General features: G+C 62.7%; 15 protein-coding genes. 11 read left to right on the forward strand and 4 right to left on the reverse strand.

Going from position 1 to position 18,741, the window contains the following annotated elements; all coding sequences use genetic code 11:
• The 10 genes from murB to ACROHD_RS07125 all read left to right on the forward strand — a co-directional run bounded on the left by murB (position 1) and on the right by ACROHD_RS07125 (position 13,110).
• A complete protein-coding gene (murB, locus tag ACROHD_RS07080) occupies positions 1–942 on the forward strand; it encodes a UDP-N-acetylmuramate dehydrogenase (RefSeq protein ID WP_432676727.1) in 942 nt (313 codons plus the stop codon).
• 63 nt (positions 943–1,005) lie between these two features.
• The gene (locus tag ACROHD_RS07085) at positions 1,006–1,944 is read left to right on the forward strand and encodes a D-alanine--D-alanine ligase (protein WP_432676729.1); all 939 of its coding nucleotides are present in this window, start codon (positions 1,006–1,008) and stop codon (positions 1,942–1,944) included.
• Positions 1,932–2,825, forward strand: a complete 894-nt coding sequence (locus tag ACROHD_RS07090; RefSeq protein ID WP_432676730.1) for a cell division protein FtsQ/DivIB — start codon at positions 1,932–1,934, stop codon at positions 2,823–2,825. The genes ACROHD_RS07085 and ACROHD_RS07090 overlap by 13 nt, the downstream gene beginning before the upstream one ends.
• Positions 2,822–4,156 (forward strand): cell division protein FtsA, encoded by a 1,335-nt coding sequence (gene ftsA / locus ACROHD_RS07095; protein WP_432676732.1) that lies wholly within the window; start codon positions 2,822–2,824, stop codon positions 4,154–4,156. Before ACROHD_RS07090 ends, ftsA begins: the two co-directional genes overlap by 4 nt.
• Before the next feature lie 252 nt (positions 4,157–4,408).
• On the forward strand, positions 4,409–6,010 hold the full coding sequence (ftsZ, locus tag ACROHD_RS07100; protein WP_432676733.1) for a cell division protein FtsZ: 1,602 nt from the start codon (positions 4,409–4,411) through the stop codon (positions 6,008–6,010).
• Positions 6,011–6,297: 287 nt separating this feature from the next.
• Positions 6,298–7,221 (forward strand): UDP-3-O-acyl-N-acetylglucosamine deacetylase, encoded by a 924-nt coding sequence (gene lpxC / locus ACROHD_RS07105; protein ID WP_432676919.1) that lies wholly within the window; start codon positions 6,298–6,300, stop codon positions 7,219–7,221.
• A 112-nt stretch (positions 7,222–7,333) separates the two neighbouring features.
• Positions 7,334–8,191 carry an outer membrane protein assembly factor BamD gene (locus ACROHD_RS07110; RefSeq protein WP_432676734.1) on the forward strand — a complete coding sequence of 286 codons (858 nt, stop codon included), beginning with the start codon at positions 7,334–7,336 and terminating at the stop codon, positions 8,189–8,191.
• Positions 8,192–8,215: 24 nt separating this feature from the next.
• The gene (recN, locus tag ACROHD_RS07115; protein WP_432676735.1) at positions 8,216–9,865 is read left to right on the forward strand and encodes a DNA repair protein RecN; all 1,650 of its coding nucleotides are present in this window, start codon (positions 8,216–8,218) and stop codon (positions 9,863–9,865) included.
• Between the two features lie 383 nt (positions 9,866–10,248).
• On the forward strand, positions 10,249–11,937 hold the full coding sequence (locus tag ACROHD_RS07120) for a chloride channel protein (protein ID WP_432676736.1): 1,689 nt from the start codon (positions 10,249–10,251) through the stop codon (positions 11,935–11,937).
• 69 nt (positions 11,938–12,006) lie between these two features.
• Positions 12,007–13,110 carry a hypothetical protein gene (locus ACROHD_RS07125; protein ID WP_432676738.1) on the forward strand — a complete coding sequence of 368 codons (1,104 nt, stop codon included), beginning with the start codon at positions 12,007–12,009 and terminating at the stop codon, positions 13,108–13,110.
• On the opposite strand, the gene ACROHD_RS07130 is transcribed toward ACROHD_RS07125, so the two are convergent.
• The 3 genes from ACROHD_RS07130 to ACROHD_RS07140 all read right to left on the reverse strand — a co-directional run bounded on the left by ACROHD_RS07130 (position 13,111) and on the right by ACROHD_RS07140 (position 16,549).
• On the reverse strand, positions 13,111–13,452 hold the full coding sequence (locus ACROHD_RS07130) for a DUF427 domain-containing protein (RefSeq protein ID WP_432676739.1): 342 nt from the start codon (positions 13,450–13,452) through the stop codon (positions 13,111–13,113).
• Between the two features lie 73 nt (positions 13,453–13,525).
• Positions 13,526–15,343: an aminopeptidase P family protein gene (locus ACROHD_RS07135; RefSeq protein WP_432676741.1), complete on the reverse strand. Its 1,818-nt coding sequence runs from the start codon at positions 15,341–15,343 to the stop codon at positions 13,526–13,528.
• Between the two features lie 57 nt (positions 15,344–15,400).
• Positions 15,401–16,549 (reverse strand): alpha/beta hydrolase, encoded by a 1,149-nt coding sequence (locus ACROHD_RS07140; RefSeq protein ID WP_432676743.1) that lies wholly within the window; start codon positions 16,547–16,549, stop codon positions 15,401–15,403.
• A 142-nt stretch (positions 16,550–16,691) separates the two neighbouring features.
• Between ACROHD_RS07140 and ACROHD_RS07145 the strand changes: the two genes are divergently transcribed.
• Complete coding sequence (locus ACROHD_RS07145) at positions 16,692–16,883, forward strand: hypothetical protein (protein WP_432676744.1); 192 nt, start codon at positions 16,692–16,694, stop codon at positions 16,881–16,883.
• Here ACROHD_RS07145 and cobT read toward each other — a convergent pair.
• Positions 16,867–18,741 (reverse strand): cobaltochelatase subunit CobT, encoded by a 1,875-nt coding sequence (gene cobT / locus ACROHD_RS07150; RefSeq protein ID WP_432676746.1) that lies wholly within the window; start codon positions 18,739–18,741, stop codon positions 16,867–16,869. The two genes, ACROHD_RS07145 and cobT, sit on opposite strands and share 17 nt — an antisense overlap.

Genomic DNA, 18,741 nt, shown 5'->3' on the forward strand with positions numbered 1-18,741 from the left:
ATGTCCCTGACCTTGCCCGACGTGCGTGGCACCCTGACCCTCGACCGACCCTTGGCGGACCTGACCTGGCTGCGCGTCGGCGGGCCTGCGGATGCGCTGTTTCAGCCTGCGGATGTGGAGGATCTGAGTGATTTTCTGGCGGCACTGGATCCGTCCGTACCGGTCTTTCCCATGGGTGTGGGATCGAACCTTATCGTCCGGGATGGCGGTTTGCGCGCGGTTGTGATCCGGCTGGGACGGGGCTTTAACGCCATTGAAACGGGGCAGGGGACCGTGACAGCGGGTGCGGCGGCACTGGATGCGCATGTCGCGCGCAAGGCGGCGGCGGCAGGGCTCGATCTGACCTTCCTGCGGACCATTCCGGGCAGTATCGGCGGGGCTTTGCGGATGAATGCAGGCTGCTATGGCAGCTACGTGGCCGACCATTTCCAAAGCGCTGAGGCGGTGCTGCGCGATGGAACCCGCGTAACGCTCACCCCTGACGACATCCAGTTCCAGTACCGCCAGACTGACTTGCCTGAAGGCGCGGTGATCACATCTGTCACCTTCCACGCGGATCCCGGCGACCCGGAAGCGCTGGAAGCCCGAATGGCAGACCAACTGGCCAAGCGCGACGCGACGCAGCCCACGAAAGAGCGCAGCGCGGGCAGCACCTTCCGCAACCCGGCGGGATTTTCCAGCACGGGCCGTGCCGATGATGTGCATGACCTGAAGGCTTGGAAGGTGATTGACGACGCAGGGATGCGCGGGGCCCGGCGCGGTGGCGCGCAGATGTCAGAGAAACACAGCAACTTCCTGCTCAATGCAGGGGGGGCAACCGCCGATGACCTTGAGTCTCTTGGCGAAGAGGTCCGAAAAAGGGTTTTCCAAAACAGCGGAATAGAGCTAGTATGGGAAATCATGCGCGTCGGGGAACCGGCGTCGGATGACAAGCCGGACTAACCGGCATTTGCCGGGCAACCGGCGACAATAACGATAAGCCAGACGGGCAGATAAGCCAGCGGCATGAATGAGGCACAGGTGGCGGATAGTTCGGGCAGAACACTCCCCACAGTTGCGGTTTTGATGGGCGGGCTCTCAGCCGAGCGCGAGGTCAGCCTGTCGTCCGGCAAGGAATGCGTGACCGCGCTGAGGGATGAAGGATTCACGGTGATCGAGGTCGATGCAGGCCTTGATCTGGCCGAGCGGCTTGCCGAGATCAAACCAGACGTCGTGTTCAACGCGCTCCATGGTCGGTGGGGTGAGGATGGCTGTGTGCAGGGCATTCTGGAATGGATGCGGCTGCCCTATACCCATTCGGGCGTTCTGGCCTCGGCCTTGGCGATGGACAAGCAGCGATCCAAGGATGCCTTCCGCGCCGCCGGAATTCCAGTGATGGAAAGCGTGATTGCCCCGAAATCAGAGATCATGGCCGCCCATCTGATGGACCCGCCCTACGTGGTGAAGCCCAACAACGAGGGTTCCTCTGTCGGGGTATACATCGTGCAGGAGGCCGCGAACGGCCCGCCGGCGCTGTCCGAGGATATGCCCGAGATGCTGATGGTCGAAACCTATGCGCCGGGCCGCGAACTGACCGTCACGGTCATGGGGGACAGACCCCTGACAGTGACCGAGATTTTCACCGATGGCTGGTACGACTATCACGCCAAGTACTCCCCCGGCGGATCGCGGCATGAAATGCCCGCTTCCGTGCCGCAGGACGTGTTCGATGCCTGCATGGAGATGGCGCTGACCGCCCACAACGCCCTTGGCTGCAAGGGTGTCAGCCGCGCCGATTTTCGGTGGGATGACACCCGCGGGTTGGACGGGCTGATCATGCTGGAGGTCAACACGCAGCCGGGAATGACGCCGACATCGCTGAGCCCCGAACAGGGCGAACATTGCGGCATCAGCTTCGGCCAGATGTGTGCCTGGATGGTGGAGGATGCGTCATGCGACAGATAATCCGCCGCCGGGGGGATGTGCCGCGCGATCCCGCGCCGTCGCGCTGGTCATACCGCGCACAACGGCTGTGGCTGACGCCGCTTTTCCGGTCTGTTCTGCGGGTGGGCGTGCCGTCCTTCATCGTGGCGGGCGCGGTTGGGCTTTATGCCTCCGATCCCACAAATATCCAGGAATTGCAGGACAATGTCGCCGAAATCCGCCGCTCTATTCAGGACCGGCCCGAATTTCGCGTCAACCTTATGGCGATTGAGGGCGCAACCCCGGTGCTGGCCGAGGAAATTCGCGCGACGCTGGCTTTGGATTTTCCCACATCATCCTTTGACCTCGACCTGCCGCGTCTCCGCGAACGGGTTGAGGAGATCCGCGCCGTCGAAGCGGCGGAGTTGCGCGTGCGCTCTGGCGGGGAACTTGCGGTCATCGTGACCGAGCGACGCCCGGCGATGGTCTGGCAAGCGCGCGAAGGGCTGTGGGTTGTCGATGCGGGGGGCGAGCGGGTTGCGCCGCTGCTGGCGCGTCCGCAGTTGGTGAATCTGCCGGTGATCTCTGGCGATGGTGCGAATGATGCGGCGGAAGAGGCGATGATGCTTTTTTCCGTGTCCCGCCCCCTGGGGGATCGGCTGCGTGGTCTTGTGCGAATAGGGGAACGTCGGTGGGATGTCGTCCTGACCCATGGTCCGCGGATCCAGCTGCCCGCCGAACAACCGGTGCGCGCGTTGGAAGAGGTGCTGGCCCTGCATGATGCGCAGGAACTGCTGGATAGGGACGTGGCCCGCGTGGATATGCGCGATGGGACACGGACAGTGTTGCAACTGACCCCGCAGGCAATGGCGGAACTGCGCCGAATGCGGGCGACGGATATCACGGGAGAGCGGAACGGATGAGTATGCTGTATCAGTCACAGCGGGCCATGCGCGCCAAGCGTCAGGAAGCCATGCGCCGGGGCGTCATCGCCATTCTGGATATCGGCAGCTACAAGACCTCTTGTCTTGTGTTGCGCTTTGACAGCTCGGATGACCTGCACCCCTCGGAAGAGGTGGGCGCGATGGCGGGACAGTCGAATTTCCGCGTGATCGGTGCCGCAACGACCCGGTCACGCGGGGTGAAATTCGGAGAGATCGATACCGTTCAGGAAACCGAACGCGCCATTCGCACTGCCGTTCAGGCGGCGCAGAAGATGGCCAATATGCGCGTCGATCATGTGATTGTCAGTTTCTCTGGCGCGCGGCCCCGGTCTTATGGATTGGTGGGCGAAACCAGCCTGCAAACCGGCACCGTGACCGAATGCGATGTGGCACGCGCGCTGGCCGCCTGTGATGTGCCCGATATCGGCGAAGGCCGTGAGGTGCTTCATGCTCAACCAGTGAATTTCGCGCTCGACCACCGGTCCGGCCTGAAAGACCCGCGCGGGCATGTGGGCAACCGGCTGTCGGCGGATATGCATATGCTGACCATCGAGGCCCATGCGATCGAGACGCTGCTGCACTGCGTCAAGCGGTGCGATCTTGAATTGGCGGGCGTTGCGTCATCTCCTTACGTCGCAGGCGTGTCGAGCCTTGTGGAAGATGAGCAGGAACTTGGCGCGGCCTGCGTCGATCTGGGGGGCGGCACAACGGGCGTGTCGATCTTCATCAAGAAACACATGATCTATGCAGACACCGTGCGTATGGGTGGCGACCATGTGACCAGCGATATCAGCCAGGGATTGCAGATCCCGGCGGCAGATGCAGAACGGATCAAGACCCGGTTTGGCGGGCTTGTCGCGACCGGCATGGATGACCGCGAGCGGATCGAGCTGGAGGCGGATACCGGCGATTGGGAACATGACCGGCGCTCGATCAGCCGGGCGGAGCTGATTGGCGTGATGCGCCCCCGGGTCGAAGAAATTCTAGAAGAAGTACGTGCCATTCTGGAGGATGCGGGCTTTGACCATCTGCCCTCGCAGCGGATCGTTCTGACCGGCGGCGGCAGCCAGATCCCTGGGCTTGACCAGCTTGCCAGCCGCGTCCTCGGCAACCAGGTGCGCCTTGGCCGTCCCCTGCGCGTTCAGGGCCTTCCGCAATCGGCCTGCGGGCCGGCTTTTTCCGCCTGTGTGGGGCTCGCGCTGTTCGCGGCCTACCCGCAGGATGAATGGTGGGATTTCGAGGTTCCCGCCGACAGATATCCCGCCCGGTCACTGCGCCGCGCGGTGAAATGGTTCCGCGACAACTGGTGATCCGCGGACCCCTGACCAAGCGTCCTGACCCTGCACTGGTGGTGTGGGCCGGGATTTTTGACGCTAGATACGGGGTGAACGGGCAAAATCCCGCCTGCCGGTCCTGATTTTGCCCCATATTTCGCGCCATTAGGCCAGTTTTTGCGTGACGCCCCGCGGCGAACGCGTTAGGATTCACCTCAATCAAGGCAGAAATCGGCTATCCGGCACAAGATCGGGGCCACCTAACAAGAACCACAGGCGGACTTTCAAATGACCCTGAATTTGACCATGCCGGATCAACCGGACCTGAAGCCGCGCATCACCGTGTTCGGCGTTGGCGGGGCAGGCGGCAATGCCGTCAACAACATGATCGACAAATCCCTGGACGGCTGCGAATTCGTGGTCGCCAACACCGATGCTCAGGCGTTGCAGCATTCCAAATCCTCTTCTCGCATCCAGATGGGCGCGAAAGTGACGGAAGGTCTGGGTGCGGGCGCACGCCCCGCAGTAGGCGCATCTGCCGCCGAGGAAAGCATCGAGACCATCGTTGACCACCTGGTCGGCGCGCATATGTGCTTTATCACCGCCGGGATGGGCGGCGGCACCGGAACTGGTGCAGCCCCGATCATCGCGCAGGCCGCCCGTGAACTGGGTGTGCTGACCGTTGGCGTCGTGACCAAGCCCTTCCAGTTCGAAGGTGCCAAGCGGATGCGCCAGGCCGATGAGGGCATCGAGGCCCTTCAAAAGGTCGTCGATACGCTGATCATCATTCCCAACCAGAACCTGTTCCGGCTGGCCAATGAAAAGACCACGTTCACCGAAGCCTTCGCGCTAGCAGACGATGTTCTGTATCAGGGCGTCAAGGGCGTGACGGATCTGATGGTGCGTCCGGGCCTGATCAACCTCGACTTCGCCGACGTTCGTGCAGTGATGAACGAGATGGGCAAGGCGATGATGGGCACCGGTGAGGGCGAGGGCGAAGATCGTGCGATCCAGGCCGCCGAGCGCGCCATTGCCAACCCGCTGCTTGACGAAATCAGCCTCAAGGGCGCGCGCGGTGTGCTGATCAACATCACCGGTGGCTATGACCTGACGCTGTTTGAGCTCGATGAGGCCGCCAACCGCATCCGCGAGGAAGTGGACCCGGAGGCAAACATCATTGTCGGGTCTACGCTGGATACCGACATGGAAGGCAAAATGCGCGTTTCCGTCGTGGCGACGGGCATTGATGCCGCGGATGTGCAGCAGGATATTCCCGCACCGATGCGCCGCCTGCACACGGAATCCCTGATGTCATCAGGCCGGGGCGCGGCGACCGCTGCCGCAGCGGCTCCGATGGTGCTGGAAGAAGAGATTGAGGAAGAGCAGCCGGTTGCGGCAGCCGAACCCAGCCTTTTCACCCGGTTTGATGCTGAAACCGCGCATGAACAGGCCGAAGACCTTTTCGAAGAGGATGACGCCGTGCCGGCCCCGGCCTACACGCCGCAAGCGGCAGAAGCCCCCGAACCGCGCCCGACACCTCGTGTTTCGGCCGAACCGGTGGCCGATGAATATGTCGCCCCGCGCGCCAACAAGGGCCATCCCTCGCCGGAAACCCTGTCCCGCCTGCGCGATGCCATCGCCAAGGACCGTGGGAACGCACCTCGTACTGTCGCAGCCCCGGCCCAAGAGGCAGAGGAGCACGGCGGCAAGTCGCGCTTCGGCATCAACTCGTTGATCAACCGGATGACCGGCCACAGCGAAGAGGCCCCGGTGCCGACGCAGCGCCGTCAGCCGAGTATGCAATCGCGGGCGCATCACGAGGAAGAACAGGTCGACCCAGAGCAGGATCGGATTGAAATTCCGGCCTTCCTGCGGCGTCAGGCGAACTGATTTCCCTACACATTGTGACAAAGAAGGCCGCCCTTAGGGGCGGTCTTTTTTTGTTATTTTACAGTGGCATATGGGGTTATCCACAGGCGGTTGGCGAAAATTTGCCGACATATTTCCGCTTTGTTGCAGCGAGTCACAATCCTTGAATTGTTAATCACATGGGGCAGGGGTAAGTCCTTGGCTACGCAGACGGAGGGGCATTTTCGTTTGTGGTGGGAATTGCTTCAAGGCCGTGGGATGTGGCTGAAACGGTTCTCACGTTCCTGGGACAGACAGTGGAGCGCGCTTTGCAGGCCACCATCAGATCAGCCGTTCAATTCAAGGGCATTGGGCTCCATTCCGGGCGTCCGGCGCGTTTGACGATTCATCCGGCTGCGGCGTCCTGCGGCATCTGGTTCCGGCGCACCGATATCACCGACCGCGATAACATGATCCCGGCCCGCTATGACGCCGTTCCGCAAAGCCAGCTGTGCACGATCCTGCGCAACGAGGCGGGTGTCGAGGTGTCGACCGTGGAACATGTGATGGCGGCCCTCGTCGGTTGCGGTGTTCACAATGCGCTTGTTGAGATTGACGGCCCCGAAGTCCCGATCCTCGACGGGTCGGCAGCGCAATTCGTGCGCGGCATTCTTTCCCGTGGCGTGCAGGGGCAGGGCAGCGCGATCACCGCGATCGAAATCCTAAAAGAAGTCAGCGTCGAACAAGGAGAGGCACGCGCCACTCTGCGCCCGTCCCCGCGCATGAAGATGCGGTTCGACATCGAGTTTCCCGATGCAGCCATTGGCCATCAAACCCGCGAGATGGACCTGAGCAACGGTCATTTCGTGCGCGAGCTGTGCGACAGCCGCACGTTCTGCCGTCAGGCGGATGTGGAATTCATGCAGGCCAACGGCCTGGCGCTTGGCGGTGTGCCCGGTGAAAACGCCGTGGTCGTGGATGGGGACAATGTGGTCAGCCCGGGCGGGTTGCGCCATGCGGATGAACCCGTGCGCCACAAAATGCTGGATGCGCTAGGTGATCTTGGCCTCGCGGGGGCACCGGTATTGGGCGAGTACGAGGGCGTGCGCGCCGGTCATATGCTGACCAATCAACTGCTTCGCAAGCTGTTCTCGACCCCTGGCGCGTGGCGGATGGTAGAATGCACGCCCGATCAGGCGGCGCAGTTGCCGGGTGTTGATTTGCACCCGGAAGACCTGTCCGCCGTTGCGTGAAATGCGCAAGGGGCAATTCAGGCGTTTTGCCCTCAGAATTAATGTGCTAGGACCGTGTGCAGAGAGGGCAGGTGCGCAAACCTGCCGCATGTGACGCATGAGGTTTCGGGCAATGGCACGGGGGCGGGGATTGCTGAGAACAGGGTTGAAAGCAAGTGTCGCTCTGGCGTTGGTCTTGTCGCTTTCGGCATGTGCCGGCTGGCGCAACCGAAACAACGAAACCCCGATCGAGGAAATGGAAGCGCAGCCGATTTTCCAGCAGGCCGAGGCCGAGCTGGAAGCGGAAGACTTCGATGGCGCTGCCGCCCTGTTCCTTGAGGTGGAGCGTCTGCATCCCTATTCCGAATGGGCCCGCCGTGCATTGATCATGGCCACTTATTCCTATCATCAGGACCAGGATTACGAAAACAGCCGCGCCACTGCGCAGCGCTTTCTTGACTTTTATCCTGCCGATGAAGACGCCGCCTATGCCCAGTATTTGCTGGCGCTGTCCTACTACGATCAGATCGACCAGGTGGGCCGTGACCAGGGCCTGACCTATCAGGCGTTGCAGGCCCTGCGCGTGGTGATCGAACGCTACCCGGATAGCGAATATGCAGCATCGGCCATTCTGAAATTCGATCTCGCCTTTGACCATCTGGCAGGCAAGGAAATGGAAATCGGGCGCTACTATCTGCGCCGCGAGAACTATACGGCCGCGATCAACCGGTTCCGCGTGGTCGTGGAACAGTTCCAGACCACCAGCCATACTCCCGAGGCGCTGCTGCGTCTGGTCGAGGCCTATCTGGCGCTTGGCCTGCCGAACGAAGCGCAGACCGCCGGTGCGATTCTGGGCCACAACTTCCAGGCGTCGCCTTTCTATGACGATGCCTACCGCCTGCTTAACGACCAGGAACTTGCGCCAGAGGCGTCCGGCGAAAGCTGGCTGCGGGAGATCTGGCAGCAGACTGTGCGTGGGGAATGGCTCTGACGCGAAAGGGCCGTGAGGGCAGAGATGCTGCGCAATCTCGACATTCGTGACATGTTGATCATCGACCGGTTGGAACTGAGCTTCCAGCCGGGTCTTAACGTGCTGACCGGCGAAACCGGGGCGGGCAAGTCGATCCTGCTCGACTCGCTTGGCTTCGTTCTGGGATGGCGGGGCCGTGCCGATCTGGTGCGTACGGGCGCGGAACAGGGCGAGGTGGAGGCGGTCTTTGATCTGCCCCCGGGCCATGGCGCCCATGCGGTACTGGAAGAGGCAGGGCTGCCCGGCGGCGACGAACTGATCCTGCGGCGTGTGAACACCGCACAGGGGCGCAAGACGGCCTGGGTCAATGACCGGCGGGTGTCGGGCGAGGTGTTGCGAGCGCTGTCTGACACGCTGGTGGAACTGCACGGGCAGGGCGATGACCGGGGCTTGCTGGACCCGCGCGTGCATCGCGACATGCTGGACGATTTCGGCGGCCTTGGAGCGCAGCGGGATGAGGTTGCTGCCCTGTGGCGCGCTGTCTCGGCCGCAGGGCGGGCGCTGGCCGCAGCCGAGGCCGAAGCGGCCGAGCTGAAAGCCGAGGAAGAGTTTCTGCGCCATGCCGTTGCGGAGTTGGACAGGTTCGACCCGCAAGCGGGAGAGGAAGAAGAGCTCGATGCGCGTCGTCGCCTGATGCAGGGGGCCGAGAAGATGCGGTCCGATGTGGCCCGCGCGCTGGAAGCGCTCGGGAGCCAAGGGGGCGAAGGGGCGCTGTCAGATGCGCTGCGCTGGCTCGACGGGTTGTCGGACAAGGCGGAAGGTGGCCTGGAAGCGCCGATGGCGGCTCTGGAACGCGCCCTGGTGGAACTGGGTGAAGCGCAGGCGGGGGTGGAAGCTTTTGCCGAGCGGCTGAGCTTCAACCCTGCGGAACTGGAGGAAACCGAAGAGCGGCTCTTTGCCTTGCGTGCGTTGGCCCGCAAGCACGGGGTTGCACCGGACGAACTGGGTGGCTTCGCGGATGAGCTGCGCGGACGACTGGACGCTTTGGATGGGTCGGTTGCGCATCTGGGGGCGCTGAAATCCGCCCGCGACGCAGCCCGCGCGGCCTTTGACACGGCGGCAAACGCCCTGACCGGCGCGCGTGCGGCCGCGGCGGAGCGGCTGGATGCGCGGATCATGAAGGAACTGGCACCGCTGAAGATGGAGCGCGCGGTGTTCGTGACAGAAATATCGCCTGCCGATCCCGGCCCCACGGGACAGGATGCGGTGGTCTTTGCCGCACGCACCAATCCCGGCGCGCCAATTGGCCCCCTGAACAAGGTTGCCTCGGGCGGGGAATTGTCACGATTCCTGCTGGCCATGAAGGTCTGCCTGAGCGAACGGGCGACCGGATTGACAATGATCTTCGACGAGATCGACCGGGGCGTGGGCGGGGCGACCGCCGATGCGGTCGGGCGGCGATTGAAGGCGCTTGCCGATGGTGGTCAGGTGCTGGTGGTGACACACTCGCCGCAGGTGGCGGCCCTTGGGGCGCATCACTGGCGGGTGGAGAAGCGCGTTGAGGGCGAGATGACGCTGAGCCGTGTCGTGCCGCTTGGCAGGGACGATCGGGTTGGCGAAGTGGCACGGATGCTTTCGGGCGACACGGTAACCGAGGCAGCGCATCAGGCGGCTCGGGAATTGCTGAAACTGTAGACGGTTTCGCCGCCTGACGGCGTCGATCCGGGAGCGGCCCTCGTCAAGCCCCTTCGGGGCCCTCCTCGGGCCGCGTTGCCACGGGATATCGGGAGGTGTGATATGAGACGATCCCGCGTCAGGCTGGTTTTGAGCGATTGGCAATCCGCTGAGAAGCCCTGAAGCCGGGATCTGCCCGCTTCAGGGCCTTTGCAAGCCTTTTGCCGTCCCCTGGCCTGTCAAGGCCAAGCCGCCTTGCGGCGGGCGCTTACGCGCGCCTTGACAGGCCAGGGGACGGCGTCCGACGTGACTGACATCGAGATTTTCATTGCTTTAAAAAGCGGTTAGGGATGGGGAGAGCCGGTGCGCAGCGGGCGGGCCGGGCAATCAAGAGGAATGCGCCCTTGGCAGGCGAGAGACAGCCCTTTTTCCGCCAGCAGCTGACCCAGGCGGTGACGGCTGCCAAAAGCGGGTGGGAGGTGCTGCGCCACAAGGGGCCAAGCCAGATCCAGTTCTGGTTCATTGCGCTGGCTGTCGGTATTGCCGCAGGATTTGCGGCGTTGTTCTTTCGCAAGGGCATCGACTGGCTGCAAAGCACGATCTACGGCGTTGAAGACCCGCGGATGCTGCACAGCTTCGCCGAAGGCCTGCCGTGGTTTTTGATCCTAGTCGCACCGATCATCGGCGGTTTGATCGTCGGCTTGATCCTGCACTGGTTCACACCTGATGGCCGGGTGCGGGCGGTGGCCGATGTGATCGAGGGGGCGGCACTGGCCGATGGCCGGGTAGAGCAGAAGGCCGGGATCGCCTCGGCTGTTGCGTCGCTGATCACACTGTCATCGGGCGGGTCAACGGGGCGAGAGGGGCCGGTTGTGCACCTGGCGGGCGTGGTCTCATCCCGCGTGTCGGACTGGATCAAGGCCGATGGGATCACGGGCCGCGACCTTTTGGGCTGTGCGGTGGCGGCGGCGGTCTCGGCCTCGTTCAACGCGCCCATTGCCGGGGCTCTCTTTGCTCTTGAGGTGGTTCTGCGCCATTTCGCGGTACATGCCTTTGCGCCAATCGTTATCGCGTCTGTCGCGGGAACGGTGATCAACAGGCTGGAATTTGGCGACATGACCGAATTCCATCTGGGCACCGACAGCGCGCTGGAATTTTACGTGGAGTTGCCGGCCTTTCTGCTGCTTGGACTTCTTGCAGGCGTCATCGCCGCCGTCTTCATGCGCGCGATGTTCTGGGCCGATGATCTGGGCAGCGTGGTGCAGCGGGCCACGGGGATGCCGCGTTGGCTGAGACCGGCCGTAGCCGGGGCGTTTCTTGGGGCCATCGCCATTGCCTTTCCGCATATCATCGGGGTGGGCTATGAAACGACCTCTGCCGCGCTGACCGGCGAATTGCTGCTGCATGAGGCGATTGTCTTTGCCATTCTCAAGGTCATCGCCGTTGGGATCACCATGGGCGGACGCATGGGCGGCGGGGTCTTTTCGCCTTCACTGATGATCGGGGCGCTGACTGGGTTGGCCTTCGGGATGATCGCCACGGGGATCTTCCCCGATGTGTCGGGGTCCGAGACGCTTTATGCTCTTGCAGGGATGGGCGCAGTGGCCGCGGCGGTTCTGGGCGCGCCGATATCGACGACGCTGATCGTTTTTGAACTGACTGGGGACTGGCAGACGGGGCTTGCGGTGATGGTGTCTGTGTCGCTGTCGACCGCCGTGGCCAGCCGAATGGTCGACCGGTCCTTCTTCCTGACGCAACTGGAGCGGCGCAACATCCATCTGGCCGCCGGGCCGCAGGCGTATCTGCTTGGCATGTTCCGGGTGGCAAAGGTGATGCGGCCGCTGGATCACGAGCGGACCGCTGACAGTGAGGCGCTGCTGACCTTGGTCGAACAGGGCGTTTACCTAGAGATGAACGCAACGCTGGAACGGGCGATGCCGATATTCGAACGCACCGGGCTGGACGTCATTCCGGTGGTGACGCTGGCCCCCGGCGATGCCCCCCCGGCCCTGGAAGGTGCACTTTATCAGGTCGATGCGCTCAAGGCGTATAACCGCGCGCTGGCCGCGACAGCGGCAGAGGAACATAGCTGAGCCGGCTTCGGGATCGGCACAACCCGTGCTAGCGTATCGGTATTGATTGCTTGATTTGAGGATGCCCCGATGCCCGTTTCGCGCCGCCTCCACGCCATTTGTGGCCTGTGCCTGTCCATGTGCCTTGGCTTTCCTGCGCTTGCCGATGACCCGCCGGTGACTTCTGCCTTTCGGATGATGCTGGATGCGATGCCAGATGTGGCAGACGCGCCCGCCGGGGCCTATCAGATCGACTTCGGCGACGTGCGCATGGCGCGGGTGTTTTTGGAAAGGGCCGGGGCTGTGCCTGTCGATGCGGAAGATCGGGCCATGATGGCGTTGCTGCGGGGTGGAACGCAGATCTTTGCCCGCTCGGCATCCGCCGATGAAAGCAGCTTTCGCAGCGCCAACGGATTTGGCTTTGCGGATGTGGAAACCAACCTGCAATACGCCCGGCCACCGATGTGGCTGAACATGGTTTCACTTGGGTTTGGCACGGGCGCATCCGTGGCGCAGGGCCTGCCGGAGGCGGGGTTCACGCCCGAGGAACGGCACGGACAATCAGTCTTCTGGCGCGGTGAACAGGATTACGCGGTGATGCAGCCTGATCTGCCGCCCGATGACCTGTATGGCGGGGCTGTGCGACGGTCTGTTCGGTTGGCCCTGTCGGGGGATGTGCTGGCCTTTTCGAATGGGTGGCCGGTGCTGGACACGGTCCTGACACCGGATCTGCCGCGCGTGACCGAGGATGGAAATGTGCGCACCCTTCTCGATGCTTTGGACCTGGCGGCGCACGAGGATGAACACATGATCTTGGCCTCTCTGTTCATCGACATATTGCCCGCCGAATACCCCTCGCCCCTAATAACGGCAGATCTTTTTGGTGATGACGGGCATGTGACGCTGGTTGCTTTCCTGCCGACGTATATCATTCCAGCGCGAGATCAGGTGGCGCGACTGCAGGCGAATCTGTGGGGCGTGCCGATCAACAGCGAGGGTGACGGGTTTGCCGAGATCATTGATGCCGAGGCCGAGGTGCTGCTGATCGAAGCGGATCAGCCGGCTATTGTGATACGGCTGGAAACGGCGGTTGACCCTGACCGGAACCGCCTGGTGCTGAACCGGGGCTATGGCGCGTTTCAGTCACTGATGATGCGGCGCGATTTCGATCGGCTGTTAAACGACATCCCCTGATCAGAGCTTTTCCACTGCCACGAGGTTTGGATAGAAGGCGATGTAGCCCGCGATTTCAGCGGCAGCTTCGGTCGGGGCTTCGTAGCTCCAGGCGGCGTTCTTGATGACGTTCGACTTGGTTACGATCGAGAAATAGATGGCATCCCCCTTGAACGGGCAATGGCTGGTCTGTTCGGATGCGTCGAGGAATGCCATGCCGATATCTTCGCGGGGGAAGTAGATGACGGGGGGGTAGTCGCCCTCGGTCAATTCCAGTGCGTTCTTGGATTCACCCAAAACAGCCCCACCGGCGCGCACAACCCATGTGCCCGCGGCTTTGCGAATAGTGATATGGTTCGTCATGTTCTTCCCTCTCCCTCGTCCGTAAACGCGTTATTCCCGGCACGATCTGCCGTTTTCCTGTAACAGGGTTATGTCACAGAGGCGCCGTGGCCCGATCCAGCCAATCTGCCGTATCAGACGGAAGGTGCGATCGCAGTTTTTCGGCGGTTTGCGCATGATAGGCGTCAATCCACGCGATTTCGTCCCTGTTCATCGCATCTGCGTCAATGAGACGCCGGTCGATGGGCGCCCAGGTGATGGTTTCGAAGTCCAGCATCTCTCGATCGTCCGCTCCGGGCAGGGCGGGGGCTTCGCGCACCACGATCAGGTTCTCGATGCGGATGCCGAAGGCGCCTTCGCGATAATATCCCGGTTCATTGGACAAGATCATGCCCGGCAGCAAGGGCAGGGTGGACACCCGGCTGATGCGTTGCGGGCCCTCATGAACAGACAGATAGACGCCGACGCCATGCCCTGTCCCGTGGTCAAAATCGCGCCCGGCCTGCCAGAGAGGCATTCGTGCAAGCGAGTCCAGGTCGCGCCCCGCGATCCCCTTGGGAAAGCGGGCGCGGCTGACAGCGATCATGCCGCGCAGCACCTGCGTGAAAGCGGTGCGTTCTTCGTCACCTACGTCGCCAACGGCGATGGTGCGGGTGATATCGGTGGTGCCATCTTCGTACTGCGCGCCGCTATCGACCAGATAAATCTGTCCCGGCGTGATCGTCGCGTTGGACGCTTCGGACACCCGGTAATGGGGCAGGGCGGCATGGGGACCGGCGGCAGAGATCGTATCGAAAGAGATGTCCTTCAAAACCCCGGTCTCTGTGCGGAGCTTTTCCAGTTGGCGAACGCAGTCAATCTCGGTCAGCTGACCCTTGGGGGCCTCTTCGTCGAACCAGTGAAGAAAGCGGGCAAAGGCCACCCCGTCGCGGATATGGGCGGCTGTCGTGGCCTTGATCTCGGCGGCGGTTTTACGCGCTTTTGGCAGAATGCAGGGGTCTTGCCCTGACACGATCTCGACCCCGGCGGCCTCCAGCACGATCCGCACACGATGCGGCGCGGTCGCGGGATCGACGCGGACGGGACCGTTAAGAGAGGCCAGGGACGCTTCGAAATCATCCCAATGCCGGATGGTGATATCTGGATCGGGTCCAAGCGTTGCGAACTTCTCGGGCTCGCTGAACAGGGTCACATGGCCCCTGCTGTCGATGATCGCGAACGCCTGAACAACAGGCAGATGCGGCAGGTCGCCACCACGGATATTGAGCAGCCAACAGATGGAATCGGGCAATGTAAGCACCGCTGCGGCTTGCCCTGCCTTGGTCAGAGCACCGGAGATCTCGGCGCGTTTCTCACCCAATGTTTTCCCTGCGATTTCAACGGGGAAACCGGTTGCCGGGGCATCGGGGCTATCGGGCTGATCGGTCCAAATCGTGTCGATCCTGTTGTCCACTGGGCGCAGCGAGATCTGCGACGGCGTTAGCGCCGCTTCAAGGCGGTCGATCTCCTGACTGGTGTGCAACCAGGGGTCAAATCCTACGATCCCGCCCTTTGGCAGATGCTCTTTCAGCCAATCTTCCAAGGCAGTTTCAGGCCAGTGCACCGGAGTGAAATCCGCAAGCGCCACCTGATCTTTGACCTGCACCCGGTAACGCCCGTCGATGAAGACGCCCGCAATGTCAGGCAGCACCGCACAGAACCCGGCAGATCCGGTGAACCCCGTCAGCCATGCCAGCCGTTCATCCCGTTCCGCAACGTATTCGCCCTGATGGGCATCAGCGCGTGGCACGAGGAAACCGGACAACCCATGCGCGGCCAGATCGGCACGCAATGCTGCCAGACGCGGCGGCCCCTGTTCGGGGCTGGTTGCGGCGGAAAAGCTTTGGAAACGGGTGGGGCTGGTATCGGTCATGGCGCGGAGCCTGCACCGAGGCGCGCAGATTGTCCATTGCTGCCGTTGCGGCCGGTGTCAGCTCCTCAGGAAATCTTCAAGCAGCGTCATGAAATCCTCCCACACAGGATTGCCCGGTATCGGAATGTGGTTTGCAGTCTCAAGCACGACCATCTCCGCCCCATCGATTCCTGCGGCCAGTTTTCGGGCCTCTGAGAGCGGGTGAACCGCATCGTCACGCGCGTGGATAATGAGCGTCGGGCAAGTGATACGGGGAAGAAGATCGATGGCGGAAATCTCATCGATGGCCGTTCGTATGCCAAGCAGGTTCGCCTTGGAGCTGGCCTGTTGCATGTTGCGGCCCATGGCCTGCACGGCATCGAGCGGGCCCTCGGGGAAGTAGGAGTAGAGGAGCGCTGCGGCGAAGGGGCTGGCTGGCGTGTCCCAGCCTTCCGAAACGAGACTGTGAAAGGTGTCGGGAGGCCGGGCGCCGCGGCGCGCACGCCCATTGGCGTAGCCCCCTACGATTGCCAGTTTCGATATTCGATCAGGGTGGTGCGCCGCCAGTGCAAGCGCCGTATGCACGCCCCCGGACTCGGAATAGGCCGCAAAGGTTTCGAACCCTGCGGCGTCGGCAGCGCGCAGGGCATTTTCGGCGAGCGTGGAGAAATCGACCGCGATGTCGCAGCGTTCCGACATGCCGAAGCCCACCGGATCGAAGCGCAGAAGGCTGAACTGCCGCGCCAGTCGGTCGAAACACTGTCTCTCGCTTGGGGTGTTCCACTCGGCCTCAAGATGGGTGGTGTTGTAGCCGACCCGCAGGAGCGGTGGACCGGACCCCGTGACCGTATAGGCGATAGCCCGGCCTTCATCATCCGCAGTGTAGCGGATTCGCTGTGATGCCGGACAGGGCGGTGTTGGAACACCTGTTTCGGAGACCATCTGCAGCCCGCGCCGGGCCACGGTGCGGATCACCGCCTGCTGCTTGCCGTCATCGCCTACGGCTTTGCGCGCCGCTGCGATGCGGGCGGATATGGCGCTTTCGGACACGATCCGGCCCTTCCACACCACCTCGATGATCTCGTCCCGTGTCACCACGCGGCCTGAGTTCTCCGCCAGCAGCCGGATCAGGTCGAAGACCTGCGGCTCGACCGTGACCGGGCGGCCCTGCCGCGTCAGCGTCAGGGTGTCGGTGTCCAACTCGCAATCAGCAAATACGTGACGCATGGCCAAGTTAAGCCCCGAGCGCAGGATTTGCGCAAGAGACAGGTGAAAACACAGGGGTTTCTAAGGGATTTCCAGGCAAGACCTTCAAGCGCACAGGGCAAAGCCGGGCCAATCTGGGGCAAATCACAAGGAGATGCCTGACATGATCCAGTTTGACACACGCATTTGCAATGCAACGCCCGACTATCTGAAGCCGCTGACCGAGCATCAACGTCAGGTCGAAACGGTCCGCAGGAAGACCCGCCATGCTGCATGGCGCGCCTTTTTCGCAAAGCTTCGTGGTCGGGTGCCTGTGCGCAGACCCCTCAAAGCCTCTGTCAGCTCACCTTCTTGAGGCCCAGGAACCGCGCCCGCGCGCGGGGGTCGCTGTCGAAGAGCGAGGCCAGTTGTTCTGTCATCGCACCGGCCAGCTGTTCTGCATCGGTGATCGTCACGGCCCGGTCATAGTAGCGGGTCACGTCATGTCCGATACCAATGGCCAAAAGTTCCACCGCCTTGCGCTTTTCGACCATCGCAATCACGTCGCGCAGGTGCTTTTCCAGATAGTTCGACGGGTTCACCGACAGGGTGGAGTCATCCACCGGCGCGCCATCTGAAATGACCATCAGGATCTTGCGTTGTTCCCGCCGCGCCAGCATCCGGCGATGTGCCCATTCCAGCGCCTCGCCGTCGATGTTTTCCTTCAGAAGGCCCTCTTTCATCATCAGGCCCAGATTGTCCCGCGTCCGGCGCATCGGCGCGTCGGCCTGTTTGTAGATGATGTGGCGCAGGTCGTTCAGGCGGCCGGGCTGCTGTTTGCGGCCCTCGGCCAGCCATTCCTCACGCGATTTGCCGCCTTTCCAGGCGCGGGTGGTGAAGCCCAGGATTTCTACCTTCACGGAACACCGTTCCAGCGTGCGGGCCAGAACGTCGGCGCAGATCGCGGCGATGGAAATGGGGCGCCCGCGCATCGACCCGGAATTGTCCAGAAGCAGCGTCACCACCGTGTCGCGGAAATCCATGTCCTTTTCGACCTTAAAGGACAGCGGCGTTGTCGGGTTGGCCACCACACGCGCCAGGCGGCCCGCGTCCAGCACGCCTTCTTCCTTGTCGAATTCCCACGACCGGTTCTGCTGTGCCTGAAGGCGGCGCTGCAGCTTGTTGGCCAGCCGGGAAACGGCGCCTTTCAGCGGTTCCAGTTGTTGATCCAGATAGGCGCGCAGGCGTTCCAGCTCCTGCGGCTCAGCCAATTCTTCGGCCATGATCTCTTCGTCATGCTCGGTCGTGTAGACGGCATAATCGGGGTCTGCCTCGGAATGGGGGGCAGGGGGGGGCGGTTCCAGCGGGGCTTCACCCTCTGGCAACTCGGTCTCCTCGGCCTCTTCCATGTCGCCCTGGTCGTCCATCTCGACCGAGGCCTGGCTGGCGTCCTGCTGCTCCTCTTGCGACTGTTCAGGGGAAGCATCGGCCTGTTCGTCCTGGTCGTCATCGGCTTCGCCAGTGGAATCCGGATTCTCGTCGTCGTCGGCTTCCGCCTCGTCCTCGTTATCTTCGTCCATCTCGTCGGGGTCGTCCCCCAACTGGTCGCCATAGCCCAGATCCTCGATCAGCTGGCGGGACAGTTTCGCAAAGGCCGTCTGATCGGACAGTACCTTGTCGAGATTGTCGAGCGTGTCTGCACAGCGATCCTCGATGAAACCGCGCCACAGATCCATGACATTGGCTGCCTCTGGCGGCAGGTCGCGGCCGGTTGCCAGATGGCGGATCAGGTAGCCCGCAGCCACGGCCAGCGGTGCATCGGCAGCCTCGCGAATCTCGCCATAGCCCTTGCGGCGGGCGTCATTGCCGATCTTGGCGTCGATGTTGCCGGCCGTGCCGGGCATGAACCGCGCGCCCATGGCTTCGCAGCGGGCGGTTTCCATCGCGTCCATCAGGTCGCGCGCCATCTGGCCTTGCGGGGCATAGCGCGCGGCGGTGGCCGCGTTGTGGAACTTGTGCTTCAGCGCGAAGGCATCCGCAGTGCCGCGCGCCAGCAGAACCTCGTCGCGTGTCATGCGGCGGCTGATCTGCGGCAGGCGCACGGAATCGCCCGTCATGCCCGGCGGATCGACGGAATACGTGACCCCAAGCTCAGGATCGTCCGCCATTACGCGGGTGGTTTCGGCCAGGGCCTTCTTGAAAGGATCTGCGGGGTTATCCGAGGGCTTTTTCAT

The organism is Nioella aestuarii, from assembly GCF_050896395.1.
Classification (GTDB): Bacteria; Pseudomonadota; Alphaproteobacteria; order Rhodobacterales; family Rhodobacteraceae; genus Nioella; species Nioella aestuarii.